This window comes from Novosphingobium sp. CF614 (assembly GCF_900113255.1).
Taxonomy (GTDB): Bacteria; Pseudomonadota; Alphaproteobacteria; order Sphingomonadales; family Sphingomonadaceae; genus Novosphingobium.
Genome location: NZ_FOOR01000008.1, coordinates 155867 through 179540, shown reverse-complemented (window position 1 = coordinate 179540; position 23674 = coordinate 155867). Strand labels below are relative to the sequence as shown.

Annotated in this window: 23 protein-coding genes; 12 read left to right on the top strand and 11 right to left on the bottom strand. The window is 65.7% G+C overall.

What is annotated here, in order from left to right:
- From BM052_RS11580 to BM052_RS11560, 5 genes are all read left to right on the top strand, one after another.
- Nucleotides 1-726 (top strand): IS110 family RNA-guided transposase (locus tag BM052_RS11580; protein WP_091146867.1); only part of this gene is annotated, 726 nt, incomplete at its 5' end.
- Between the two features lie 400 nt (nucleotides 727-1126).
- Complete coding sequence (dapD, locus tag BM052_RS11575; RefSeq protein WP_091146864.1) at nucleotides 1127-1963, top strand: 2,3,4,5-tetrahydropyridine-2,6-dicarboxylate N-succinyltransferase; 837 nt, start codon at nucleotides 1127-1129, stop codon at nucleotides 1961-1963.
- 87 nt (nucleotides 1964-2050) lie between these two features.
- On the top strand, nucleotides 2051-2257 hold the full coding sequence (locus BM052_RS11570) for a hypothetical protein (RefSeq protein ID WP_091146862.1): 207 nt from the start codon (nucleotides 2051-2053) through the stop codon (nucleotides 2255-2257).
- Nucleotides 2254-2724: a DUF1810 domain-containing protein gene (locus tag BM052_RS11565; protein WP_091146860.1), complete on the top strand. Its 471-nt coding sequence runs from the start codon at nucleotides 2254-2256 to the stop codon at nucleotides 2722-2724. The genes BM052_RS11570 and BM052_RS11565 overlap by 4 nt, the downstream gene beginning before the upstream one ends.
- Before the next feature lie 116 nt (nucleotides 2725-2840).
- Nucleotides 2841-3044 carry a hypothetical protein gene (locus BM052_RS11560; RefSeq protein ID WP_091146858.1) on the top strand — a complete coding sequence of 68 codons (204 nt, stop codon included), beginning with the start codon at nucleotides 2841-2843 and terminating at the stop codon, nucleotides 3042-3044.
- Between the two features lie 352 nt (nucleotides 3045-3396).
- Here BM052_RS11560 and BM052_RS11555 read toward each other — a convergent pair whose 3' ends face one another.
- Complete coding sequence (locus BM052_RS11555) at nucleotides 3397-4260, bottom strand: TIGR03620 family F420-dependent LLM class oxidoreductase (RefSeq protein ID WP_218151545.1); 864 nt, start codon at nucleotides 4258-4260, stop codon at nucleotides 3397-3399.
- A gap of 133 nt (nucleotides 4261-4393) precedes the next feature.
- Between BM052_RS11555 and BM052_RS11550 the strand changes: the two genes are divergently transcribed.
- Nucleotides 4394-5980 carry a GMC family oxidoreductase gene (locus tag BM052_RS11550; RefSeq protein ID WP_091146855.1) on the top strand — a complete coding sequence of 529 codons (1587 nt, stop codon included), beginning with the start codon at nucleotides 4394-4396 and terminating at the stop codon, nucleotides 5978-5980.
- A 52-nt stretch (nucleotides 5981-6032) separates the two neighbouring features.
- Here BM052_RS11550 and ahpF read toward each other — a convergent pair whose 3' ends face one another.
- The 6 genes from ahpF to BM052_RS11520 form a co-directional block, all read right to left on the bottom strand.
- Nucleotides 6033-7631, bottom strand: a complete 1599-nt coding sequence (gene ahpF / locus BM052_RS11545; RefSeq protein ID WP_091146854.1) for an alkyl hydroperoxide reductase subunit F — start codon at nucleotides 7629-7631, stop codon at nucleotides 6033-6035.
- A 167-nt stretch (nucleotides 7632-7798) separates the two neighbouring features.
- Complete coding sequence (ahpC, locus tag BM052_RS11540; RefSeq protein WP_091146851.1) at nucleotides 7799-8365, bottom strand: alkyl hydroperoxide reductase subunit C; 567 nt, start codon at nucleotides 8363-8365, stop codon at nucleotides 7799-7801.
- 164 nt (nucleotides 8366-8529) lie between these two features.
- Complete coding sequence (locus BM052_RS11535; protein WP_091146848.1) at nucleotides 8530-8733, bottom strand: hypothetical protein; 204 nt, start codon at nucleotides 8731-8733, stop codon at nucleotides 8530-8532.
- Nucleotides 8733-8927: a DUF4169 family protein gene (locus BM052_RS11530; protein WP_091146847.1), complete on the bottom strand. Its 195-nt coding sequence runs from the start codon at nucleotides 8925-8927 to the stop codon at nucleotides 8733-8735. Before BM052_RS11530 ends, BM052_RS11535 begins: the two co-directional genes overlap by 1 nt.
- Nucleotides 8928-8939: 12 nt before the next feature.
- A complete protein-coding gene (locus tag BM052_RS11525) occupies nucleotides 8940-10421 on the bottom strand; it encodes a helicase HerA domain-containing protein (RefSeq protein WP_091146844.1) in 1482 nt (493 codons plus the stop codon).
- Between the two features lie 207 nt (nucleotides 10422-10628).
- Nucleotides 10629-10907, bottom strand: coding sequence for a hypothetical protein (locus BM052_RS11520; protein WP_091146841.1), 279 nt, complete (start codon nucleotides 10905-10907; stop codon nucleotides 10629-10631).
- A gap of 264 nt (nucleotides 10908-11171) precedes the next feature.
- Here BM052_RS11520 and BM052_RS11515 point away from each other — a divergent pair, with 264 nt between their 5' ends.
- Nucleotides 11172-11663, top strand: a complete 492-nt coding sequence (locus BM052_RS11515; protein WP_255406092.1) for a COG3650 family protein — start codon at nucleotides 11172-11174, stop codon at nucleotides 11661-11663.
- 33 nt (nucleotides 11664-11696) lie between these two features.
- Here the strand turns inward: BM052_RS11515 and BM052_RS11510 are convergent, their stop codons facing one another.
- The gene (locus BM052_RS11510) at nucleotides 11697-12026 is read right to left on the bottom strand and encodes an alkylphosphonate utilization protein (protein WP_091146837.1); all 330 of its coding nucleotides are present in this window, start codon (nucleotides 12024-12026) and stop codon (nucleotides 11697-11699) included.
- A 251-nt stretch (nucleotides 12027-12277) separates the two neighbouring features.
- Between BM052_RS11510 and BM052_RS11505 the strand changes: the two genes are divergently transcribed.
- The gene (locus tag BM052_RS11505; RefSeq protein WP_255406091.1) at nucleotides 12278-12646 is read left to right on the top strand and encodes a hypothetical protein; all 369 of its coding nucleotides are present in this window, start codon (nucleotides 12278-12280) and stop codon (nucleotides 12644-12646) included.
- Nucleotides 12647-13083: 437 nt separating this feature from the next.
- A complete protein-coding gene (locus tag BM052_RS11500) occupies nucleotides 13084-14484 on the top strand; it encodes a methyl-accepting chemotaxis protein (protein WP_091146834.1) in 1401 nt (466 codons plus the stop codon).
- A 131-nt stretch (nucleotides 14485-14615) separates the two neighbouring features.
- Here BM052_RS11500 and BM052_RS11495 read toward each other — a convergent pair whose 3' ends face one another.
- Nucleotides 14616-15338, bottom strand: coding sequence for a TonB family protein (locus BM052_RS11495; RefSeq protein WP_091146909.1), 723 nt, complete (start codon nucleotides 15336-15338; stop codon nucleotides 14616-14618).
- A gap of 176 nt (nucleotides 15339-15514) precedes the next feature.
- A complete protein-coding gene (locus BM052_RS11490) occupies nucleotides 15515-18205 on the bottom strand; it encodes a TonB-dependent receptor (protein ID WP_369821525.1) in 2691 nt (896 codons plus the stop codon).
- A gap of 292 nt (nucleotides 18206-18497) precedes the next feature.
- Here BM052_RS11490 and typA point away from each other — a divergent pair, with 292 nt between their 5' ends.
- A complete protein-coding gene (gene typA / locus BM052_RS11485; RefSeq protein WP_091146832.1) occupies nucleotides 18498-20330 on the top strand; it encodes a translational GTPase TypA in 1833 nt (610 codons plus the stop codon).
- Between the two features lie 413 nt (nucleotides 20331-20743).
- Here typA and BM052_RS11480 read toward each other — a convergent pair whose 3' ends face one another.
- Nucleotides 20744-21418 (bottom strand): response regulator transcription factor, encoded by a 675-nt coding sequence (locus BM052_RS11480; RefSeq protein ID WP_091146829.1) that lies wholly within the window; start codon nucleotides 21416-21418, stop codon nucleotides 20744-20746.
- A gap of 215 nt (nucleotides 21419-21633) precedes the next feature.
- Here BM052_RS11480 and BM052_RS11475 point away from each other — a divergent pair, with 215 nt between their 5' ends.
- Both BM052_RS11475 and BM052_RS11470 read left to right on the top strand, forming a co-directional pair.
- On the top strand, nucleotides 21634-22524 hold the full coding sequence (locus BM052_RS11475; protein WP_091146826.1) for a UDP-2,3-diacylglucosamine diphosphatase: 891 nt from the start codon (nucleotides 21634-21636) through the stop codon (nucleotides 22522-22524).
- The gene (locus BM052_RS11470; RefSeq protein ID WP_091146824.1) at nucleotides 22521-23591 is read left to right on the top strand and encodes a glycosyltransferase family 4 protein; all 1071 of its coding nucleotides are present in this window, start codon (nucleotides 22521-22523) and stop codon (nucleotides 23589-23591) included. Before BM052_RS11475 ends, BM052_RS11470 begins: the two co-directional genes overlap by 4 nt.
- Nucleotides 23592-23674 lie beyond the last annotated feature (83 nt).

Sequence of the window (23674 nt, the reverse complement as noted above, 5' to 3'; positions counted from 1 at the left end):
ATGCGTGATCTGTGCCGTGCGCGTCAGATGGCGATGCAGGGACTGCGCCGGGCCCGCCAGCAGGTGCTCGGCTTCCTGCTTCGCCAAGGCCGCACGTATAGTGCTGGCAATCACTGGACCGGCAAGCACCGCAAATGGTTGGCAGCACAACGCTTTGATCATCCTGCCCGGCAGATTGCCTTCGAGGAAATGGTTCAGGTTGTGGATGAGGCCGAAGCCCGACGGGACCGGCTTGCCCGCCAGATGGAGGAACTGGTGCCCTCATGGTCATTGGCACCAGTCGTGACAGCAATCCAGGCCTTGCGCGGGATTGCCTCGATCGCGGCTATCACAATCGTGGCCGAGATCGGTGACTTCCACCGCTTTGCCAATCCGCGCCAGTTTATGGCCTACCTCGGCCTGGTGCCGTGCGAACATTCGTCGGGCGCCAAGACCGCGCGGGGCAACATCACCAAGGCCGGCAACACCCGCGCTCGCCGCATGCTGGTGGAAAGTGCCTGGACCTATCGGTTGCCAGCTCGGCTCGGAGAGGCAATCCTCAAACGCAACCAGGCGGTGACCCAGGCAGTTCGGGATATCGCCTGGAAAGCCCAGTTGCGACTCTGTGCCCGCCACCGCCGCATGACGCGCGCGGGCAAGCCCGCAAATGTCGTCAACGTCGCCATCGCTCGCGAACTGGCCGCCTTCGTCTGGGCCATCGCCACAAGCTCTACGCAACCAGCCTGATCAACACTCAACAGCAAAGGACAACGCTACCACAACAAACTCTGCGCTGCTCATGGATGGGAGCGGCGGCACGGCAGGGCAATCCTCGATGTGATTCTGTGGCCGGCAATGCCGACGCCCGACTTGAGACAGAGGCAGGCCCGAGACGAACACGCGGTCTTGCGGTAACCAACCCGCGCATCACAGTCTGATCAACCGTCGTCCTCAGCCGCCGCTTCCTACCATGTGCAGCGCTAAACACCCTCGCCGCTCATGCGGATCGGACAAGCTCGCCCAAAACTCTTGACTACGAACATGACAATCAAGCTATCGCGTCCCGGGGCTCGCCACTTGTCCTTCGCGGCTTCCCGCGATAGGCGCGGCGGCACGAAACCGAACTCTATCCGGAGACTCTCCAACAATGTCCGAACTCGAAGCCGCGATCGAAGCCGCGTTTGATGCGCGCGACACCGTCACGCCCGCCAGCGACGATGTGCGCAAGATCGTCGACGAGGCGCTCGATCTGCTCGATTCGGGTCAGGCCCGCGTCGCCGAGCCCGACGGCCAGGGAGGGTGGAAAGTCAATCAGTGGCTCAAGAAGGCGGTCCTGCTCAGCTTCCGCCTCGCCGACAACGCGGTAATGGAATCCGGCGCGGCCGGCGCCCCGGCGTTCGACAAAGTGCCGCTCAAGTTCGATGGCTGGGACGAGGCCCGCTTCAAGGCCGCCGGTTTTCGCGTGGTGCCGGGCGCCGTGGTGCGCCGCAGCGCGCACATCGGCAAGGGCGTGGTGCTGATGCCCAGCTTCGTGAACCTGGGCGCCCATGTCGGCGAAGGCACCATGATCGATACCTGGGCGACCGTCGGCTCCTGCGCGCAGATCGGCCGGAACGTCCACATCTCGGGCGGTGCCGGCATCGGCGGCGTGCTGGAACCGCTCCAGGCCGGCCCGGTGGTGATCGAGGACAACTGCTTCATCGGCGCGCGTTCCGAAGTGGCGGAGGGCGTCATCGTGGGCGAAGGCGCGGTTCTGTCGATGGGCGTCTTCATCGGCGCCTCCACCAAGATCGTCGACCGCGCCACCGGCGAAGTTCATATTGGCCGCGTGCCGCCCTACTCGGTGGTGGTTCCCGGCGCGCTTCCCGGCAAGCCGCTGGCCGACGGCAGGCCCGGCCCCTCGCTCTACTGCGCGGTGATCGTCAAGACCGTCGATGCGCAGACCCGTTCGAAGACCGGGATCAACGAGCTTCTGCGCGACTGAAGCGGGGCGAGCGGCGGAACGCCGCGCGCGATGATGCGTTTCCGTCAGGAACGGACCCACGGGTCCCCAACCTTTCGGAGACACGCCATGGAAACCCCTGGACAGGAAGTCCACCTGAACAAGGAAGAGGCGCGCGCCGGCTACACGCCAAGGATCGTGCGCTACGTTCTGCTGGTCAGCCTGGCCCTGGCTATCGTCGCGCTTTCGGCGATCTGGATCACCAGCGCCGTCAGCAGCCGCGATGATATCGGGCAGGCCGCACGGGAAGGCAACGGCCCGGCGCTCGGCCGGTGACGGCGAGTCCCGAGGGCGCGACATTCCGCCTTCAGCGATTCGTTCACGCGCAGCGCGAAACTTATGCCGATGCGCTCGCCGAACTCAGGGCCGGGACGAAGCGCAGCCATTGGATGTGGTTCGTGTTCCCGCAACTGGCCGGACTGGGCCATAGCCCGACCGCGCGATACTTCGCCATCAGCGGCCTTGGCGAGGCGCAGGATTACCTCGCCCACCCCGTGCTCGGCCCCCGGCTGGCCGAATGCACCGATCGCATGCTCGACTGGGCCGGCAAGCGCAGCGCCGTCGCCATTCTCGGAGAAATCGACGCGCTGAAGTTTCGCAGCGCGATGACGCTGTTCGAACTCGCCGCGCTCGATCGAATCGAACGGGATCGCTTCAGCCATGCGCTGGACGCCTTCTGCCAGGGGCGCCGGGACGAACGCACACTGCGCCTCCTCCGACCCGCGCGAGGCGCGGCGAACTGAGCGGCGCAGCCACGCGCCTTCCGGTGGAACTTTTCCGGCTTCCGGCGCGTTCAATGACAGGCCTGGAATCATGCGTGAACTCAAAGCCACGCGGCCAGGCCAACGGGAGAGCCGCAATGCAACGTATCGGTGAAGAAATTCATCTCGACGCAGACGAGGCGCGCGGGGGCAGCACGCCCAATATCGTCCGGTATGTCCTGATGGCGAGCCTGGTGCTTGCGATCCTGGCCATGTCCGCGATCTGGATCGGCCGCGCCCTGGTGGATCGCCCAGCGCAAGGGGATCCGGTCACCGCCGAGGAACATGCCCTGGGTGGCTGAGCGCCCCGAGCGGCTGGCTGCATGGTCCGCGCCGGCGCGAGGAATTTGAATGAGCCGCCGACGAAGGCGGTTTGCTGAACGCGCGCCCCGAGGTCGCGATCCCACCCTTGAAAAGACCCATCGCCCCCCGACGATCAGCCTGCCCCGGGTGCCGGCGGCTCCTGTCAAATCTGGCGACAGTGCCGCCATCCCCTGCGCTTCCAAGCGTTAGATACAAAGGATTGCGAAATCCTTAAACGCCAGGATACCGCGAAAAATTGACGCCCTTGCGGCAACAAATGTAAGAAATCTCGACAAGGAAAATCCGCGGCTTTGCGATCGACCGCAGCGGTGATCGCCTACTTTTCCTTGTTTACAGCAGCGCTTCGGCAAGGCGTCGCCATAGCGGCAGCAGGATGTCGAACCCGGCGCCGCGCGGGGCGCCGATGACTTGCAGGCAGACATGATCGGCCCCGGCCTCCAGATGCGCCCGCACCCGCGAAGCCGCTTTCTCCCCGCTGCCGACCGCGAGAAGCGCGTCGATCAACCGATCGTCGCAAGTGTCGATCTCGTCTTCGGTGAAGCCCAGGCGGCGCCAGTTGTTCCGATAATTGGGCAGCTTGCGGTATAACTCCAGCGCGTTCACGGCAAGTTCGCGCGCGCGTGACGGATTCTCGTCGAGAATCACCCCTTGCTCGGGGGCAAGCAGCTTGCCGGGGCCGAGAATCGCCCGCGCCCGCGCGGTGTGCTCGGGCGTGACGAGGTAGGGATGCGCGCCGACAGTGCGTTCGCCCGCAAGCGCGAGCATCTTGGGCCCGAGCGCCGCGAGGCAAAAATGGTCACGCGGCATTCCCGCTGCGTCCAGGCCGTCGAGAAACGCGCGCGTCACCGCCAGCGGCTGGCCCCATTGCTCGCCGATCAGCGGACCGTGGCTGACGCCAAGCCCCAGCAGGGTGCGCGCCTTGGACGCCTCGGGCAGGCCGGCGAACCAGGCCGCGAGTTCCGCCGGATCGTGCTTCCAGATATTGAGGATCCCCGTGGCGATCGCGGCGCGCCGGGTGACAGCGAGCAGCCGCTCGACGTCGGCAGGGGTGCGATTGTCGACACCGCCGGGAATCCACAAGGCGCCATAGCCCAGATCATCCAGTTCACTGGCCGCCGCCTCTGCCCGGCCCGCGTCTCCGAAGCGCAGTTCCAGCGACCAGATGCCGACTTTGCCGATCGCGGGTACGGTCACGCCTCTCTCCTCTTCGCCCATCATTCGCCCCGACCTTGGAACGGCATGCGCGCCGCCGCAAGCCTTTGCCCGCACACTGGCCCGCATTTGGCCCACACTTGATTGCGGTTGCATGCCGGCCTAGCCGATGCCCATGGAACAGTTCGACTTCATCATCATCGGCGGCGGCAGCGCCGGCTGCGTGCTTGCCAACCGGCTGAGCGCCGATCCAAGGAACCGGGTCCTGCTGCTCGAGGCCGGCGGCAAGGACGACTACATCTGGATCCGCGTCCCGGTGGGCTATCTCTACTGCATCGGCAACCCGCGCACCGACTGGTGCATGTCGACCGAGGCCGAGGCGGGCCTCAACGGCCGCGCGCTCAAGTACCCGCGCGGGCGCGTGCTGGGCGGCTGCTCGTCCATCAACGGGATGATCTACATCCGCGGGCAGGCCGCCGATTACGACGGCTGGCGGCAGGCCGGCAATCCGGGCTGGGGCTGGGACGAAGTGCTGCCCTACTTCATGCGGGCCGAGGACCATTACCAGGGCTCGAACGCGTTCCATGGCGATGGCGGCGAAATCCGGATCGAGAAGCAGCGGCTGCGCTGGGATATCCTGGAGAGTTTCCACCAGGCCTGCGTGGAGGCCGGGATCCCCGCCACCCAGGATTTCAACACCGGCGACAACGAAGGCGTCAGCTTCTTCCAGGTCACCCAGCGCAAGGGCTGGCGCTGGAGCGCGGTCGACGCCTTCCTGAAGCCGGTGCGGACCCGCGCCAACCTGAAGGTGGTGACCGGCGCGCTGGTCGACGGGGTAATCATCGAGGATGGACGGGCGACCGGCGTGAAATATGCGCTGGGCGGCGAACACCGTGTGGCCCTGGCGCGGGGCGAAGTGCTGCTGGCGGCAGGCGCGATCGGTTCGCCCGCGATCCTCGAACGCTCGGGCATCGGCGATGCGGCCCGCCTCCAAGGGCTGGGCATCACGCCGGTGCTGGACGCGCCGCAAGTCGGCGGCAACTTGCAGGACCACCTGCAACTGCGCTGCGCCTGGCGGGTCTCGGGTGTCGCCACGCTCAACCAGCGCGCCGGGAACCTGCTGGGGAAGGCCCTGATCGGCCTTGAGTACGCCCTGAAGCGCACCGGGCCGATGGCGATGGCGCCCAGCCAGCTCGGCATGTTCACCCGCAGCGACGATCGCTACGCCGCCGCCAACCTCGAATATCACGTCCAGCCGCTGAGCCTCGAGGCCTTCGGCGGCGCGCTCGATCCGTTCCCGGCCTTCACCGCCAGCGTGTGCAACCTGCGGCCCGAGAGCCGGGGTTCGACCCATGTCACCAGCGCCGATCCGGCCGCCGCGCCGAGCATCCGGCCCAACTTCCTTGCCGCTGAGGAGGATCGCCGTGTCGCCGCGCAGGCGATCCGTATCACCCGGGGCATCGTCGCCCAGCCCGCCCTCGCCCGCTTTCACCCGGAGGAAGTGCGCCCCGGCCTCGCGTTCCGCACCGAGGAGGAACTCCGGCGCGCCGCCGGGGAAATCGGCACCACCATCTTTCACCCGGTCGGCACGGCGGCGATGGGCTCGGTGGTCGATCACCAGCTTCGGGTGAACGGCATCGACGCGCTGCGCGTGATCGACGCCTCGGTCATGCCGGCGATCACCTCGGGCAACACCAACGCGCCCACCATGATGATCGCCGAAAAGGGAGCCGAGATGGTGCTGGCGGCCGCGAAGAACTGAGCTAGACTTATATATACCGGGGCAGCGGGGGTGGCCCCCCGCCGGCACCGGTTCAGGCCGCCTGCGCGGCCTGTGCGATTTCCGCCGGGGCCTCGTTGCGGATCAGGTAGTCGAAGGCGGACAGGGCCGCCTTGGAGCCTTCGCCCATGGCGATGATGATCTGCTTGTACGGCACCGTGGTGGCATCGCCCGCAGCGAACACGCCGGGCAGGTTGGTGGCGGCCTTGGCGTCGATCACGATCTCGCCGAAGCGCGTGAGTTCGATGCCGGAATCCTTGAGCCATTCGGTGTTGGGCACGAGGCCGATCTGGACGAACACCCCTTCCAGCTCGACATGATGCTCCTCGCCGCTCTCGCGGTTCTTGTAGGTCAGGCCGTTCACCTTCTCGCCATCGCCGGTGACCTCGGTGGTCTGGGCGGAGACGTGGATGTCGACATTGCCCATCGAGCGCAGCTTGTCCTGCAGCACCTGGTCGGCGCGCAGCTTGTTGTCGAACTCGATCAGGGTGACGTGGCCGACGATGTTCGCCAGGTCGATCGCCGCCTCTACGCCCGAGTTGCCGCCGCCGATCACAGCCACGCGCTTGCCCTTGAACAGCGGGCCGTCGCAGTGCGGGCAATAGGCCACGCCCTTCGTGCGGTACTCGGCTTCGCCCGGCACGCCCAGGTTGCGCCAGCGCGCGCCGGTGGTGAGGACGAGGCTGCGGGCCTTGAGCGAGGCGCCGTTGGCGAACACCAGTTCGTGATAGCCGCCCGGCTCGCTTGCCGGGATCAGCCTTTCGGCGCGCTGCATGTTCATCACGTCGATATCGTACTCACCCACATGCTGTTCGAGCGCGGCGGCGAGCTTGGGGCCTTCGGTGTAGGGGACCGAGATGAAGTTCTCGATACCCATGGTGTCCTGCACCTGGCCGCCGAAGCGTTCGGCGACCAGGCCGGTCGAAAAACCCTTGCGCGCGGTATAGATCGCGGCCGAGGCCCCCGCGGGACCGCCGCCGACCACCAGCACTTCGAAAGGCTTCTTCCCGGCCAGCTTGGCGGCGGCGCGCGCATCGGCGCCCTTGTCCAGCTTGGCGAGGATCTCCTCGACGCTCATCTTGCCCGAACCCCACATCTCGCCGCCCAGGAAGACGGCGGGCACGGCCATCACGCCGCGCGCCTCCACCTCGTCCTTGAAGGCACCGCCCTCGATCAGGGTCGCCGTCACGCGCGGGTTGTAAAGCGCCATCAGCGTCAACGCCTGCACCACGTCGGGGCAATTGTGGCAGGAGAGCGAAAAGTACATCTCGAAATCATGATCGCCTTCAAGGCCCCGGATCTGGTCGAGAACCTCGTCGGAAACCTTGGGCGGATGACCGCCTGCCCACAGCAGGGCCAGGACCAGCGAGGCAAATTCGTGGCCGAGCGGAACGCCGGCGAAGCGCACTTTCACGTTCGCATCGGCGGCACGGCGGATCAGGAAGCTGGGCCTTCGCGCATCGTCACCGTCGAAGCGGGCACTGACCTTGTCGGAAAGGCCGGCGATGGTGGTGAGCAGTTCACGCGTCTCGGCCGATTTCGAATCGTCGCCAAGCGAGGCGACGAGCTCAATAGGCTCGCGCAGCATGCCGAGGTACTGGGTGAGCTGTTGCTTCAGGTTGGCGTCGAGCATTTGCAGGTTCCTTCTTGGTATCCTCGCCGGCACGGGCCCGGTACGGGGAGGTGGCAGCCCGTAAGGGCTGACGGAGGGGACTCCCCGCGCAACCTGTGCCCGGTCGAGAGTCCCCTCCACCGCCTTCGGCGGTCCCCCTCCCCGTAGCGGGGAGGGGTTATGCTACGTCAGAGCTTGCCGACGAGGTCGAGCGAGGGCGCGAGGGTCTCGGAGCCTTCTTCCCACTTGGCCGGGCAGACCTGGCCGGGATGGGCGCGAACGTACTGGGCGGCCTTGATCTTGCGGACCAGCTCGACGGCGTTGCGGCCAACGCCTTCGCAGGTGATTTCCATGATCTGGATGACACCGTCGGGATCGACCACGAAAGTCGCGCGGTCGGCCAGGCCGACGCCATCGCGCAGCACGCCGAACGAATTGGTCAGGTCATGGTTCTGGTCACCAAGGAAGGCATAGCTGCACTTGCCGATCTTCTCGGAAGTGTCATGCCAGGCCTTGTGGCTGAAGTGCGTGTCGGTCGAGACGCCGAACACTTCCACGCCCATGCCCTGGAGGGTTTCGTACTGGTCGGCGAGGTCCTCGAGCTCGGTCGGGCAGACGAAGGTGAAGTCGGCGGGGTAGAAGAAGAACACGGCCCACTTGCCGGCAATGTCCGCCTCGGTGACGTCGAAGAAATCCTTGCCGGCCTGGAATGCGGTGTTCTTGAACGGCTTGATGGTGCTGCCGATGATACCCATGGTTAGTGTCTCCCTCATTGGGTGTTGAACTGACGAGAGGGGAGATAGGCCGGTCGCATGACGATTTGTAGCGCGATGATTCGATTGAGCTGATCGGCTGTGCCGATCAATGGTCGGCGAATTGTGCGATTGCATCGATAAGATGCAATCCGATCACGCCAGGTTCAACCCTCCAGCAGGTCGAGATAGGCGACCACGTCGTTGTCGGTGGCGATGAACAGGCCGTCCTGCACATCCTCGCTCTGCCGCGCCGCGATCCGCATGGCCTCGGCAAGCGGGCCGTAGAACAGCGTGTGCGCCGCGCCGCCCTCGGCGCCGTTGTCCAGGTGGTAGAGCCGCACCGTCGCATCGAGGTGGGTGGTGCGCATCAATTCCCCTCCGGATCGGGGCGCTCGCGCCGGGCGCCGTCCACGGTGCGGTTCCGGCGTTCGATTTCCGCCTCGGCAAGCATGCGCTCCGCCTTGGTGCGCCCGTGCTTCGCGCGGCCGGCATCGGCTCGCGCCTTCTCGGCGGCACGGTCCCTGGCCTTGCGGGCCAGGCGCAGATTGATGATCTCGGCCATGAGTGAGCGAACTTACGCCTCGACCGGCGCGGTTGTCACGCCCATGTCCGGCAGGCTGACCGAGCGTTTACCGGAAAAGTCGGTGCGGACCACCAGCAGGCCGTCCTTCTCCAGATAGTCGAGCAGGCGCTGCACCCGGCGGGGAGAGCTGGTTCCATAGATTCGCGCGAGTTCCGTGTCGTCGGGGCACGGCTCCCCATCCATCGCCGCCCGGGCGATCACGAAGAACGGCGCCAGCGCGTCGTCCGGGACGTGGCGGGCGAGGTTGAACAGATCCTTCCAGCGCTCGTCCTCGGGATCTTCTATGCCCGCCAGCGCGGCGGCGAAGCCGCGCCGGAACATGGTCGCGTCAAGCTCGCGCACCGAAAGGCCCTTCATCCGGCAGCGGATGGAGAAATCCTGGAACAGCGTGGTCGAGGACTGGAAAGTGCAGTCCGGCTCGCTCGCCATGGCGTTGAGGATCGCGATCACGGCGGCGCGGTTCTCTTCCGGCTCGGGCTCTGCGCGCAGGCGTTCGCGCTCACGCGCCTGCGCGCCGGTGGGTTCGAGCATCTCGTTGGCGGCGATGCGCCGGGCGAGCGTCTCGGCATCCTCGACACGCGGAGCCGGACGCGGAAACTCGGGCCGTTCCGGCTCGATGTGAAGGCCGGCGTGGAGCAGTTCACGCATGTCCTCGGTACTCGCCGTGGGCAGCGGCGCGAGGCCGGGCGTCACCGATTTCGCGCCGCTGCGCACCGATCCGATGTCCACCGCCACCGGCCGGCGGCTGATCGCGGGGCCCAGGCCCAGGAACTGGCCGCGCGAGAGATCGCGGATCTGCTCGGCCTGGCGGCGTTCCATGCCGAGCAGATCGGCCGCGCGCACCATGTCGATATCCAGGAAAGTGCGGCCCATCAGGAAGTTGCTGGCTTCCGCCGCGACGTTCTTGGCCAGCTTGGCGAGCCGCTGCGTGGCGATCACCCCGGCCAGCCCGCGCTTGCGGCCCCGGCACATGAGGTTGGTCATCGCCGCCAGGCTCACCCGGCGCGCTTCCTCGGTAACTTCGCCGGCGGCGGCAGGCGCGAACATCTGCGCCTCGTCCACCACCACCAGCGCCGGATACCACTGCTCGCGCGGGGCATCGAACAGCGCGTTGAGGAACTGCGCGGCGCACTTCATCTGCTGGTCGATCTCCAACTCGTCGAGCGCAAGCACGACCGAGGCGCGATGCTGGCGGATACGCGCGGCCAGGCGGGCGATCTCCGCCTCGCCATAAGCCGAACCATCGATGACGACATGGCCGAATTCCTCGGCAAGGCTGACGAAGTCCCCTTCCGGATCGATCACCACCTGCTGGACGATCGGGGCCGATTCCTCAAGCAGGCGGCGCAGCAGGTGCGACTTGCCGGACCCGGAATTGCCCTGCACCAGCAGGCGGGTCGCCAGAAGTTCCTTGATGTCGATCTTTATCGGTTCCCCGCGCGGGGTCTGGCCGATGACGATGGATGCGCTCACGGGCGGCTGTCTGCCAAATCCACGGGGGACAGCGCAAGGTGCGCGGCCCGCGTTATCCAGAGCCGCGAACGCAGTGGGCGCGACCGGCCGCCGCCGGGGAATGCGAAACGGGCGTCATCCCCGCGGGGATAACGCCCGTCGTGTGCCGCGAAACGCCGGCCGGACCTTGGGAGAGAGAGGATGGCCCGGCCGCGAACGCGCGGCGGATCAATCGGCCGACCGTGCCGTGAGGCGGGCCACGTCGGCCTTGGTGAAGCTGACGTAATGATCGTCGAACGTACCCGTCACGCGGTTGCCCTTGACGGCGAGGCGAAACGGTTCCCCGGCCGAGGTGCGGCCCTTGATCACCGTGACGCCGTCCTTCTGTTCGGCGGTGTAGGCGTAGTTCACGCCTTCATGAGAGAATTCGTGGGCTTCGCCGGCGTGAGCCACGGCGGGCAGGATGGCGAGCGTGGCGGCGACGGTGCCGAAAATGGACTTGAACATGGCAATATCCCTAGTTGGATGCAGGAAGATTGCCCCGGGCATCTCTTGTGTTGTTGCGATGCAGCATGACGTAATGTTGCTTCGCAGCGCAATTTCATTGAACGAATGTCATGTTGCAAAATTTGCATGATTCGCTGCATATGCTTAATAACGCGTAATAAAGTTGGCGCGCGGACGGACGGATTTATCGCGGCCAATGCCGATTTCATCCCGCCAGCCCCGTTAAAACGCGGCCCGGGGCCTGACGTCGCCGTGGCGAGAACGGTGAAACGCTTGTCCGGGGATGGGCTTGGCGGTAACGCCGGGCACATGGCCTTTCGTCCCCTTCCCTCCTCGCGCCGTGCGCTGGTGGCGGTGTCGCTCCTGCTCGCCGCCTGTCATTCGGGAGGAGACAAGGTGCCGGGAAATAGGGAGGACCACCAGCCCTGGCACGACATCTCCGAAAGCGAGACCGTGCGCTTCACCGGCACCGAGCCATTCTGGAGCGGCCAGGTTTCCGGCTCCAGGCTGACCTATTCCACGCCGGACAACCTTGACGGCGAAACCATCAAGGTCAGCCGGTTCGCCGGGCGCGGCGGGCTGTCGTTCAGCGGGCAACTGGCGGCGGGCGCGATGACGCTGGCGATCACGCCCGGGCAGTGCAACGATGGCATGTCCGACCGCCGCTATCCTTACATGGTAACGCTGCAAGTGGGCGGGGATTTGCGGAAGGGCTGCGGCTGGACCGACCGCCAGCCTCACACCGGCGGGGAATAACCACGCCCCACCTCCGCATGCGCGGAGGCGCGATCAACGCTTCCTTACGAACTCGGCGCGCAGGACCAGGCCCTTGATGCCGGGGTACTTGCAGTCGATTTCCTGCGCATCCCCGGTCAACCGGATCGATTTTATCACCGTGCCCTGCTTCAGCGTCTGGCCGGCGCCCTTGACCTCCAGGTCCTTTATCAGCGTTACCTGGTCGCCATCGGCCAGGACGTTCCCCACCGCATCGCGCACGACCAGCTCCTCGCCCGCCGCCTCGCCGGAAGCCGCGCGCTTCGCCGCGAGTTCGGATGCAGGCATCCACTCGCCGCTCTCCTCGTCGTAGACGTAGTCCTCGTCGCCTTCGGTGCCTGCCATGGCCGTCTCCTCCGCTGTCTGCGCGAAGCGCCATGGCAGGATCCAGGCCCTCACGCCAGAGCTTCCGACCGGGCTCGCCGGCGCTCGACGCAGGGGCGAGCGCTTGGCAAAAGTAAAGTGGAAAGAAATACCACCCGGTACGCAAATCATATTGCAACGCAAAAATGGCCGATTCCTAAGCTTATTGAGTAATGTTTGCTTTCGATACGGCAAGGGCAATGTTACAAGCGACGAAGAGAAAGGCGGGCCGCATGAACGGCACCGCCGGGGAAGAGGATGATGTCATGAAGCAGATCCTGACAGCGTTGCAAACGGGCCTGATCCTGTTCGCAATGGCAGTGTCTGGTACGGGTTGGGCCAGCGACAGCAGGGTCGAACCCGGTGCGATGACCGGTGCCTACTACATGCGGGACACCCTGGTTCCCCGAGCGGACGATATCGCCCTGATCCAACGCAAGCCAGCGCTCTACCTTGCCAGCTTCAATGACGGCATGGCGACGGTGGCCTATTCGGTGGAAAACGGGCGGATCGTCTATCGGGTGGTCAAGGGCGAGATCGACGCAGCCGCAAAGGCCGAGATCGACCGCGCGCTTGTCAGGCTGCAGCGCAAGCTGGCCTGACGCCTGGCCTGATACAAGGAGCTCTACGGGGTCTTTCGGGTCGCACCAAGGGGCCGAGGGAATGGGGGGAGAGGGCAAGGCGCGGCGGGGAAACCCGTCGCGTCTTGTCGTTTGGCGTCCGTGGCCGTTTGCTCCCGTTCACGCGCCGGCGACCAGGGACGGTGCCGGGATTTTCCACCCCCCTCCCGCGCTGTACATGGAACGGCAAGCCTCTTCTTCGATATTCTTGGAGATCGCGCTAGTCGGACTGTCGATCGCGAACGATCAACTTGAAGGCGTTCTATGTATATCGCCGTATCTCCTTAGCGATCGGATGCCATCCTTTATATACTATCAGTCGAACGACGGGCCGGTTCGTCGATACAGCGAATCCGCTCCGGATCACGAACGATCGCCATTCCCGGGGGGCGGGAAACGGCTTTCGACAGGAGTAGGCAATGCTGAAGTGGTTTGAAATGAACGCGCCCATCCGCAAGAAATTCGAAATCTTGCTGTTGGTGCACGGCGTCCTGGCCGGCATCGGCCTTGCCGCCACGGTGCTTGCCGTCACCGGCGGCCTCCCTGGCACCGTAGCGATCGCCGCCGCCGCCGCGGTGCTGATCGCGACGATCACCACCGTCCTGCTGACCGGAAACCGCATCTGCACGCCTTACGTGAACACCGTTGCCCGCATGGAAGGCCTCGCCGCCGGAGACACGGTGAGCCAGATCCGCTACACCGACTACAGCGACTGCGTGGGCCGCATGACCAAGGCGATGGCAACCTTTCGCGACAATGCCGTCAGCGTACAGCGGAACCGGGAAGTGCAGGAAGCCGTGGTCGTCGCGCTCAGCAGCGCGTTGCAGGACCTTGCGAAGAACAAGCTGGACTGCCAGATCCGCACGCCTTTCCCCGATGGGTATGACGGACTGCGCGAAGATTTCAACCTGGCGATCGATTCGCTTGCCGCGGCAATTTCCTCGGTCCATGAAACCGCGAATTCGGTGCTGGACGGTGCATCGGAAATCCACACCGCCTCGGACGACCTCGCGCAGCGCAACGAGCAGCAGGCGGCCAGCCTTGAGCAGACTTCGGCGGCGATGAATCAAGTGACGCGGGGCGTCAACGAGGCCGCCGAAGCCGCCGTCAACGCCCAGCAGTCGATCGCCAACGCCCATCGGGAAGCCGCCGAGGGCGGCACCGTGGTCGAGCAGGCGGAGAAGGCCATGGCCGCGATCGAGCAGTCCGCCCAGGAAATCAAACAGATCATCGGCGTGATCGACGGGATCGCCTTCCAAACCAACCTGCTGGCCCTCAACGCCGGCGTCGAGGCCGCGCGCGCTGGCGACGCGGGCAAGGGCTTCGCGGTGGTCGCCAACGAAGTGCGCGCGCTGGCCCAGCGTTCGGCCGACGCCGCCAAGGACATCTCCGCCCTCATCAACGCCTCGAGCGAGCAAGTCGAAGCGGGCGTCAGGCTGGTTGGCGATACCGGCAGCCTGCTATCCAAGATCGTTACCCGCGTGGGCGAGATCAACACGCTGATTTCCGGCATTGCCTCGAGCGCGCAGAACCAGGCGGTCAATCTCAATCACGTCAACTCGGCGGTGGCGGATCTCGATCGCGTGACGCAGCAGAATGCGGCGATGGTCGAGGAATCGACCGCCGCAGCACGTTCGTTGACGGACGAGGCGCGCGAACTGTCGAAGATCGTCGGAAACTTCAGCATCAGCGGGGCACGCCGCATGATGCCGGCGGCGGCCACGCGCCGGAGCACCGTACGCTCATCGTCCCCCCGCCCGGCGACGCATGGCAACACGGCCCTCAAGCTCGCCGAGCCCGCCGACTGGTCGGAATTCTGATCCCGGGTTTCCTGCATTCCCTTCGGCGGCTCGCAATGACGAAGCATGCAAGCGTAGTTCACTGTGCGTGAGCGCCAGAAGCGCGGAAAGCTGCCGTTTGCAACCTGGCATGGGCCGGATCTCGACGCATCCTAATAGAACCAGCGTTGCCGCCAGCGGTAGATCGCTTCGATCGGGTTGCCTGCGCCGTCGGCCGCGGGGCGGAAGCGGAAGCGCCTTGTCGCCAGTTCGCAGGTGATGCGGTCGGCCTGGGCATCGGGACTGGGCTGGACCACGCGGCACGCCCTGACCCGCCCATCGGCGCCGATGGCCAGTTCGACGGTGACCGCCGCGCCGATCCTCAGGTCGCGGCTGGCGCGCGGATAGTCTTTCGCCGAATTGATATCGCCCGCGATCTTGACCGTGGGACTGCCCGAGCCGCCGCCCTGCCCCGCTCCGCTCGCTCCCGAACCCATGCCGATGCCTGTTCCCGATGCCCCGGCGCCCTCCCCTTCGGCGCGCGCGCCCGAAGCGCTGGCATCGCCCTGGCCGGGAATCGGCGGCGCCGGGGTCGGTTTCACGGCAAGCGTCACCCGGGGCGCCTCGACCGCGCGCGGACGCGCCTTCTTGCCCGGCGCACTGGCGGCACCCTCCCGCGGCTGAGGCTCAACGCGCGGCGACGCAGGATCGACCGGAGGAGATCGCGACGGCATGGGCACCGTGAATGCCTGCGTGATGGTGTGGACCACCGTCGCGGCGAACTGGGGGGTAAAGGCGCGAATCAGGCCGGCGATCATCACGATGTGGATAAGCAGGACAAGACCGGCCACACCCCACCGCATCCGGTGTCCCATGGCGAGATCGGCCCGTGTCATGCCCCGCCATGCCATGGACGGCGCCGGCGAAGCAATGATCGGCTGCGCCAACAAGCGACTCGGATGTCCGGGGAACAAGAAAAAGGGATGCACGGCCCCCCGGCCGCGCACCCCTGCGTCAGTCTGCGTGCCCGGCGTCTCCTCCCTCCCGCCTGGCCCGCCTTCGCGCTCCGGTCTTAGAATCGGTAGCGCGCCGCCGCACCATAAGTGCGCGGTTGGTTCGGATAGCCCGTGATCGACCCGGGCTGTGCCGGGCTGTCGAAAATCTGGAGGATCGTGCGGTCATCCAGCAGGTTGCGGCCCCAGACCGAAAGCTCGACGCCGTTCGCCATCGCGTAAGTGAGCGAGGCATTCACGTCGTTGATGTCCTGCTTGAATTCCCGCGCGGCCGCGAGCGCGGCCGCCACGCTGGTGACATTGCCCGAAGAATCGCGCACCACCAGGCCGGGCAATCCCTCCACCAGCTGGAAGGGCGCTTCGTAGTGATAGTCGCCCCGCAGGATGATCCGGTCGCCATGGCCGCTCACCGGTTGCACCAGTTCGGCGCCGAACGTCACCGAAAGCGGGCTGGCGCCGGCCGGGCGGGTACCGGACAGGTCCCCGAAGGCCGAAAGCACGAACTTGTCGTACTTGGCGTCGAGATAGGTCATCGACAGCGTCAACGTCAGCGGATCGACCGGCCTGGCCGAACCCTCAAACTCGACGCCGAAAGCCGATTGCTTGCCCGCGTTGGCAAGGAAGAAGCCCGAACCGGTGAAGATGTTCGACTGGAAGTTCTTGATGACCTGCTTGAACACCGCGACATTCGCCGAAACGATCCCCCAGTTGCCCTTGAAACCGAGCTCGTAGACCGTCGAATCCTCCGGATCGGCATAGCGGCTGCCCGAGGCCAGGTTGGTCACCGCCAGGCCCCGCGCGCGCAAAGCCGCAAGGTCGGCCGGGGTTGGCCGGCTGTCGCGCGAAAGGTTGATCGAGGCGGCCTTGTAGCCGGTCGCCCAGGCGGCGTAGACGTTGACCGTGGGCGTCACGTCCCAGGCCAGGCGCGCGGTATAGCTGAAATCGCCGTCGCTCACCTTGCCGGGTTCGACCGCGTTGGGCACGTTCATGAACGGCGGGAAATACTGCAGCGCCTTCAGGCCCAGCAGCGTGTTCACCGCCGGGTTGGCCTTGTTGGCATCGGCATAGGCCACCACCGCCTGGTAGTATGGCGCGGTCGCCGGATTGGTCGCGAAAGCGGCGACGGCCGCCGGATCGGACGGATTGACGCCGAAGCCTTGCAAGCCCTGCACGAGGATCGCCGTCCGCCCATTCGCCACCAGATCGACACCGGCGAAAGTGTCGTTCGAAGTGGTGGCGGTGGCGAAACGCTTGCTGTCGTGGGTATAGTTGATCCCGCCGGTCAGGGTGAGGCCGGTGGCGACCTCGAAATCGAGCTGGCCGAAGAACGAGTAAGCCTTGTTCCCGAGGGTGTAGTTTTCGGTAAGCCCGGTGCCGGGGACGAAGAATTTGTCCAGGTACTTGGCCGGATTGCCCTCCAGCGAGCCGAGGATGAGTTCCAGGTCCCGCGCGTTCTTGTGGCCGATGTTGTAGCCGCCGCCGGTCAGGCTCTGCACCAGCAGGTCGGCATAGCCGCGCGCGTCCTCGCCCCAGTAGACCTGGTTGTCCTGGTCGATCTTCTCGTCGAAGTAGTAGCCGCCGACGAGGCCGTGGAGCTTCTCGCCGATGTCGAAGCTGGCGCGCAGTTCCTGGGTGAAGGTCTTGATCCGCAGGTCCTGCCAGTTGCGCCCCAGCAGGTCGGCGCTGGAGAAATCGGAATCCTGGTTGGCCAGCGCATCGGTACGGCGGTAGGCGGTGATCGAGGTCAGCTTGGCGGCGCCCAGGTCATGGTCGACCTGGGCGGAGAAGCCCCAGTTCTTGATCTCGTTCGACGATTCGAAATTGTTGTAGGTGATGTTGTCGTACTTCTGGCCCGGCTGCGTGACCGCCCCGCCCAGCGCGAAGATCGCCGCCGTCGGCAGCGCCTGGCGCAAATTCACCGCCGCGCAGCAGTTCTCGTCGATCTTGCCATAGTCGCCGATCAAGCGGACCTCGAGGCCTTCGTGATTATCGAACAGCAGCTGCCCGCGCGCGAACCAGCGGTCGCGATCGTTGGTGCGCTCGCCGGTGGCGAGGTCCCTGACGATGCCGCCGCGCGTGTTGAAGCCGCCGGCGATGCTGGCCGCCAGGGTCTCGCTGATCGGGCCGGTGACCATGCCCTTCACGACGATGGCATCGTAATTGCCATAGCTCGCCTCGACATTGCCGCCGAATTCGAACTGCGGCTTGCGCGTCACGATCGAGATGACGCCGGCCGAGGCGTTCTTGCCGAACAGCGTAGACTGCGGCCCCCGCAACACCTCGATTCGCTCGACATCGGGAAAATCCGCGATCATCGAGGCCGAGCGCGAGCGATAGACGCCATCGATGAACAGCCCCACCGAGGGCTCTATGCCTGCGTTGTTGGCACCGTTGCCGAACCCGCGGATGTAGAAATTGGTATTCGCCAGGTTTTGCAGCTGGTTGACCCGCAGCGAAGGCACCACCGACTGCAGATCCTTGAGATCACGTATCTGCGCTTGCTCGATCGTCGCGCCGGTCGTGACGCTGACCGCGACCGGCACGTCTTGCAAGGTCTGCTCGCGCTTGGTGGCCGTGACGATGATGGTGCTGGAAGATTCCTCGCCCGCAGGCGGTGCGGCAGCCGGCGCGGCGCCCTGGGCCAGCGCGCCCGGAGCCCAGAAAAGCGCGGCGCCGATCATGAGAAGCCGGCGCATGGCGATGCGCCCCGCCGATGCGTGAACCGGCCGCACGCCCGGGGCTGCTGACATACCCTCCTTCAAAATCCCGCGACCCTTCCTTAGTCCGGCTGCCCGCGTCGTTCATCCACCGGGCTCACCATGTTCGTGGACGGTTTTTTAGAGTCTTCCTTGACCCCGGACAATCGATCCGCGCGAATATCTGCGGACAATCCGCACCGCTGTGACAGTTGCGCCACAGAGGGCGATGGTCCTGTCAATTTGAGGTGCATGCTTGCCGGAATAGCCCGGATCGGCTAAGGGCCCGGCGATATTGCGGTGCAACATGCCCGCGACACACCCCTCTTTGATGCAAGGCCCACCGATGTCCGCCCCGCTTCCCCTGCGCAATATCGCAATCATTGCGCACGTCGACCATGGCAAGACCACGCTTGTCGACCAGCTTTTCCGCCAGTCCGGCACTTTTCGGGACAACCAGCGCGTGGAAGAACGCGCGATGGATTCCAACGATCTGGAAAAGGAGCGCGGGATCACCATCCTTGCCAAGCCGACCTCGATCGAATGGAACGGCTATCGCATCAACATTGTCGATACCCCCGGCCACGCCGACTTCGGCGCCGAGGTGGAACGCATCCTCTCGATGGTCGATGGCGTGATCCTGCTGGTCGATTCGGCCGAAGGCGCGATGCCGCAGACCAAGTTCGTCACCGGCAAGGCGCTGGGCCTGGGCCTTCGCCCCATCGTGGTCGTCAACAAGATCGACCGTCCCGACGGCCGCGCCAGCGAAGTGCTCGACGAGGTGTTCGACCTCTTCGTGGCGCTTGAAGCCCATGACGAGCAGCTCGACTTCCCTGTGCTCTACGCCTCCGGCCGCAACGGCTATGCCAGCGAGGATATCGACGCGCGCGAAGGCACGCTGGAGCCCCTGTTCCGGCTCATCATCGATCACGTGCCCGCGCCCGACCTCGATGTCGACGCGCCGTTCAGCTTCCTCGCCACCTTGCTCGATCGCGACAACTTCATGGGCCGCGTGCTCACCGGCCGCGTCCAGTCCGGCAAGCTTAAGGTCAACGACCCGATCCGCGCCATCGATGCCAACGGCAAGGTCATCGAGGTCGGCCGCGCGTCCAAGGTCCTGACCTTCCGCGGCCTTGACCGCGTGCCGATCGAGGAAGCCCGCGCCGGTGACATCATCGCGCTCGCCGGGCTCGAGAAGGCGACCGTGGCCAACACCATCGCCGACCCCTCCGTCAACGTGCCGATCAAGGCCCAGCCGATCGACCCGCCAACGCTGGCGATGCGCTTTTCGGTCAACGACAGCCCGCTTGCCGGCCGCGAAGGCGACAAAGTGACGAGCCGCATGATCCGCGACCGCCTGATGCGCGAAGCGGAGACCAACGTCGCCATCCGCGTCACCGAATCGGAAGACAAGGACAGCTTCGAAGTGGCCGGCCGCGGCGAGCTTCAGCTCGGCGTGGTGATCGAGACGATGCGCCGCGAGGGCTTCGAACTCGGCATCAGCCGCCCGCGCGTGCTGTTCCGCACCGATGAAAGCGGCCAGCGCACCGAGCCTTACGAAACCGTCGTCATCGACGTCGACGACGAGTATTCGGGCACGGTGGTCGAGAAGATGCAGCGCCGCAAGGCCGAACTCACCGACATGCGCCCCTCGGGCCTGGGCAAGACCCGCATCACGTTCTCGGCACCCTCGCGCGGGCTCATCGGCTACCACGGCGAGTTCCTTTCGGACACGCGCGGCACCGGCATCATGAACCGCCTGTTCGAGAAGTATGACGCCTACAAGGGCGTCATCGAAGGCCGCCAGAATGGCGTGCTGATCTCCAACGGCACCGGCGAGGCGGTGGGCTATGCCCTCAATTCGCTGGAAGAGCGCGGCATTCTCTTCGTGAAGCCCCAGGAGAAGCTCTACGAGGGCATGATTATCGGCGAGAACGCCAAGCCCGACGACCTCGAAGTCAACCCGATGAAGTCCAAGCAGCTCACGAACTTCCGTTCGACCGGCAAGGACGACGCCATCCGCCTGACCCCGCCCAAGGTCATGACGCTGGAACAGGCCATCGCCTATATCGACGACGACGAGATGGTCGAAGTCACCCCGCAGTCGATCCGCCTGCGCAAGGCGATCCTCGATCCGAACGAGCGCAAGAAAGCCAGCCGCAAGAAGGAAGCCGCGTAACGCCGGAAATGCGTTGAGCATGCCTCGCGAAGGCTGGCGCGAAGAACCCGAAATCCAATACAAGACGCGAAATCGAGAAGAGAGGGGCGGCGCCGTGCCATCCCCTCTCCCAACCTTCTTCTCCTGAAGGAGAGATGGCTTCGTAGGCTCCAATCATCACCGTTTGGTGCGATACTCAATTCCGTTGATCGGAACTCCTGTTCCCCTCGGTTCTTCCCCCGTTTCGTCATTGCGAGCCGCCGAAGGCGGTGCGGCAATCCAGGGCGTTCCGGTGCTGCCATGGATTGCTTCGCCGCCTCGCAACGATGAAAGGTCTCGCTCCAGGAAACTTGGTATTGCTCCAAACCCCGGGCGCGAATGGTTGAGCCGGCATTCTCCGGACTTCGCGATGCCGCTTCGATCGCGGCATTCGCTCACATGATATCGAAGACATACCCCAGCGAGCGCACCGTTCGCAGCGGATTGCCCGCGCCCGCGCTCTTGAGGGCGCGGCGCAGGCGGCCGATCCATACGTCCACGGTGCGCTCGTCCACTGGCGGTTCCTGCTTGCCGAGCGCTGCGATCAGTTGGGTGCGGCTGAACACGCGGCCAGGGTGCTCGATGAAATAGCGCAGCAGGCGCAGCTCGTTGGGCATCAGCGGGATCGGCTTGCCCTGCCACCGCGCCTGAAAAGCCGCCACGTCGACCATCAGATCACCCTGCATCACCACCCGAATGCCGCCGTTGTCCTGCTCGCCCAGGCTGGAGCCGAGCACGCGGTCCAGCAGCGCGGTGCGGGTCAGCGGGCCGGCCATGTAATCGTCCGCGCCCATGCGCAGCGCGCGCTTGCGATCCTCCAGGTTGTCCTCTTCGAGCACCATGGTGACGTGGGCATGGGCGGTAAGCGGATCGGCGCGCAGCCGCCGGCACAATTCGAGCCCCGACATCTCGGGCAGCACCCAGTCGATGAAGATCCAGAGCGCGCCTTCGATCAGCGGGAGTTCGGTGAAGTCGGTCCAGCGATGGAGGATGACGTCGAATTCGTCATGCCGAAAGGCCGACAGCCCTCCGGACAGCTCGCTCGCCAGCAAAATGTCGATCCGCCGCATCGCCCCCTGCCTGGTTGGTACGGCGGCTGTCTGCCCCTCGATTATGACGAGCGGGTGACATATCGGTGACGACTGCGTGAAACAGGGAAGACCGTGCCGGACAGCCTTGTGAATTGTCACGGAACTGACCCGCAACCGTCACCTCCACGCAACGCCGCGATGCCATAGGCTTGGACGTTGAGAACGGGGGCGCCGGAAACGGGGGCGACTGAGCGATGCGGACCGAATTGGACACATATTTCGAGCAGCACACCCGCACCGAAGGCCGTATCCCGGCCTGGCTGGAGCTTCCCGATCCCAAGGGCTTCCGCCCCAAGCGCAAGTACCGCACGATCTGGATTTCCGACGTGCACCTGGGCACGCGCGGTTGCAACGCCGCCCTCCTGGTCGATTTCCTGCGCTCGGTCGAATGCAGGACGCTCTACCTGGTGGGCGACATCGTCGACGGCTGGCGGCTGCGCAAGGGCTGGTACTGGCCCGATGCCCACAACGAGGTGGTCCGCCGCATCCTGAAGATGGCGCACCGGGGGACCCGCGTGGTGTTCATCGCCGGCAACCACGACGAGATCCTGCGCGACTATGCCGGCCTGACGTTCGGCGGCGTCGAGCTTGCCCTGGAAGCCGTGCACGAAACGCTGGACGGCCGCCGCCTGCTGGTCACGCATGGGGACGCCTTCGACGGCGTGGTGCTCTATGCGCGGTGGCTCGCGTTCCTGGGGGACAAGGCCTATGGCATGCTGCTGCGCGCCAATATCGCCTTCAATTCCGTGCGCCGCCGCCTGAAGATGCCTTACTGGTCGCTCTCGGCCTATATGAAGAAAAAGGTCAAGAACGCGGTCCAGTACGTATGCAGCTATGAGGAAGCGGTTGCCAACGAGGCGATCGGACGCGGCTTCGACGGGGTCGTGTGCGGGCATATCCACTGCGCCGAAATCCGCCAGTTCGGCGGCATCACGTATTATAACGATGGCGATTGGGTCGAAAGCTGCACCGCCCTGGCCGAAGACCTCAACGGGCAGATCGCGGTGATCGACTGGATCGCCGAGACCGGCGGCCAGGCAAGCGAGGTCGCCCAGGCAGGGGTTCCCGCCGGGGCCGGCGCGTGAAGCTGGCCCTGGCGACCGATGCCTGGCTGCCCCAGGTAAACGGCGTCGTCCGCTCGCTTTCCGCCACCCTCGATGAACTCGAGACGCGCGGCTACTGCGTCGAGAAAATCACGCCCGACCGTTTCCTGACCGTGCCGATGCCGGGCTATGCCTCGATCCGGCTCGCCATGGCGCCGCGTTTCGGCGTGCGCCGGATGCTCGACAGGGCCGCGCCGGAAATCGTCCATATCGCCACGGAAGGCCCGATCGGCTGGGCCGCGCGCGGCTGGTGCCTTTCGCGCGGGGTGCCGTTCACTTCGGCCTTCCACACCCGCTTTCCCGAATATGCCGCCGTGCGCACCGGGCTGAGCGCCGAGTATTTCTGGCCGATCCTGCAGCGCTTCCATGCGCCCAGCAGCGCCGTGCTGGTCTCCACCCGCAGCCTGGCGGAGGAACTCTCGGGGCGCGGCATCGACCACACCCGTTCCTGGAGCCGCGGCATCGACCACGCGCTGTTCCGCCCGGAAGGCCCGCGCCACCCGGTGATGGCCGCCTTGCCCGGCCCGGTGCTGCTCAACGTCGGCCGCGTCGCGCCCGAGAAAAACCTTGAAGCGTTCCTGTCGGCCCGGGTGCCGGGCAGCAAGGTGGTGGTGGGCGATGGTCCCGCGCTGGAAAGCCTCAGGCGCCGCTATCCGCATATCCTGTTCCTGGGCGCCCTGGCGGGCGAGGAGCTTGCCAGCGCCTACCGCGCCGCCGACTGCTTCGTCTTCCCCAGCCTGACCGACACCTTCGGGCTCGTCATCATCGAAGCGCTGGCCTGCGGCACGCCGGTCGCGGCGCACCCGGTGACCGGCCCGATCGACATCCTGGGCCGCGACGGCCACGGCGTGGAGGATCGACAGCTCCAGCCCGCCGGCGCCATCGACACCAGCCTGGAGCGCGCGATAGCGGCCGCGCTAAAAGTGGAACCCGGCGCGGCTTCCGCGCTGGGCCGGCTCTATTCCTGGCAGCGGGCGACCGACCAATTCACGCACGCCATCGCATCCGCGCTCAACGGCCAGGATCGAAAGCTCAAAACCGCCGCCTGATGCCAACCCGCGTTGACAAGAACTCACCTGCTTTCGCTTCGTCTTTGCGAGCCCGCGAAGCGGGTGAAGCAATCCAGGGCAGC

Bases quoted from the DNA above. Each gene is read 5' to 3' on its own strand.
- dapD (WP_091146864.1), top strand. From the start codon at position 1,127: ATGTCCGAACTCGAAGCCGCGATCGAAGCCGCGTTTGATGCGCGCGAC.
- BM052_RS11570 (WP_091146862.1), top strand. From the start codon at position 2,051: ATGGAAACCCCTGGACAGGAAGTCCACCTGAACAAGGAAGAGGCGCGC.
- BM052_RS11560 (WP_091146858.1), top strand. From the start codon at position 2,841: ATGCAACGTATCGGTGAAGAAATTCATCTCGACGCAGACGAGGCGCGC.
- BM052_RS11550 (WP_091146855.1), top strand. From the start codon at position 4,394: ATGGAACAGTTCGACTTCATCATCATCGGCGGCGGCAGCGCCGGCTGC.
- ahpF (WP_091146854.1), bottom strand. From the start codon at position 7,631: ATGCTCGACGCCAACCTGAAGCAACAGCTCACCCAGTACCTCGGCATG.
- ahpC (WP_091146851.1), bottom strand. From the start codon at position 8,365: ATGGGTATCATCGGCAGCACCATCAAGCCGTTCAAGAACACCGCATTC.
- BM052_RS11535 (WP_091146848.1), bottom strand. From the start codon at position 8,733: ATGCGCACCACCCACCTCGATGCGACGGTGCGGCTCTACCACCTGGAC.
- BM052_RS11530 (WP_091146847.1), bottom strand. From the start codon at position 8,927: ATGGCCGAGATCATCAATCTGCGCCTGGCCCGCAAGGCCAGGGACCGT.
- BM052_RS11520 (WP_091146841.1), bottom strand. From the start codon at position 10,907: ATGTTCAAGTCCATTTTCGGCACCGTCGCCGCCACGCTCGCCATCCTG.
- BM052_RS11510 (WP_091146837.1), bottom strand. From the start codon at position 12,026: ATGGCAGGCACCGAAGGCGACGAGGACTACGTCTACGACGAGGAGAGC.
- BM052_RS11505 (WP_255406091.1), top strand. From the start codon at position 12,278: ATGAACGGCACCGCCGGGGAAGAGGATGATGTCATGAAGCAGATCCTG.
- BM052_RS11500 (WP_091146834.1), top strand. From the start codon at position 13,084: ATGCTGAAGTGGTTTGAAATGAACGCGCCCATCCGCAAGAAATTCGAA.
- BM052_RS11495 (WP_091146909.1), bottom strand. From the start codon at position 15,338: ATGACACGGGCCGATCTCGCCATGGGACACCGGATGCGGTGGGGTGTG.
- BM052_RS11490 (WP_369821525.1), bottom strand. From the start codon at position 18,205: ATGTCAGCAGCCCCGGGCGTGCGGCCGGTTCACGCATCGGCGGGGCGC.
- typA (WP_091146832.1), top strand. From the start codon at position 18,498: ATGTCCGCCCCGCTTCCCCTGCGCAATATCGCAATCATTGCGCACGTC.
- BM052_RS11480 (WP_091146829.1), bottom strand. From the start codon at position 21,418: ATGCGGCGGATCGACATTTTGCTGGCGAGCGAGCTGTCCGGAGGGCTG.
- BM052_RS11475 (WP_091146826.1), top strand. From the start codon at position 21,634: ATGCGGACCGAATTGGACACATATTTCGAGCAGCACACCCGCACCGAA.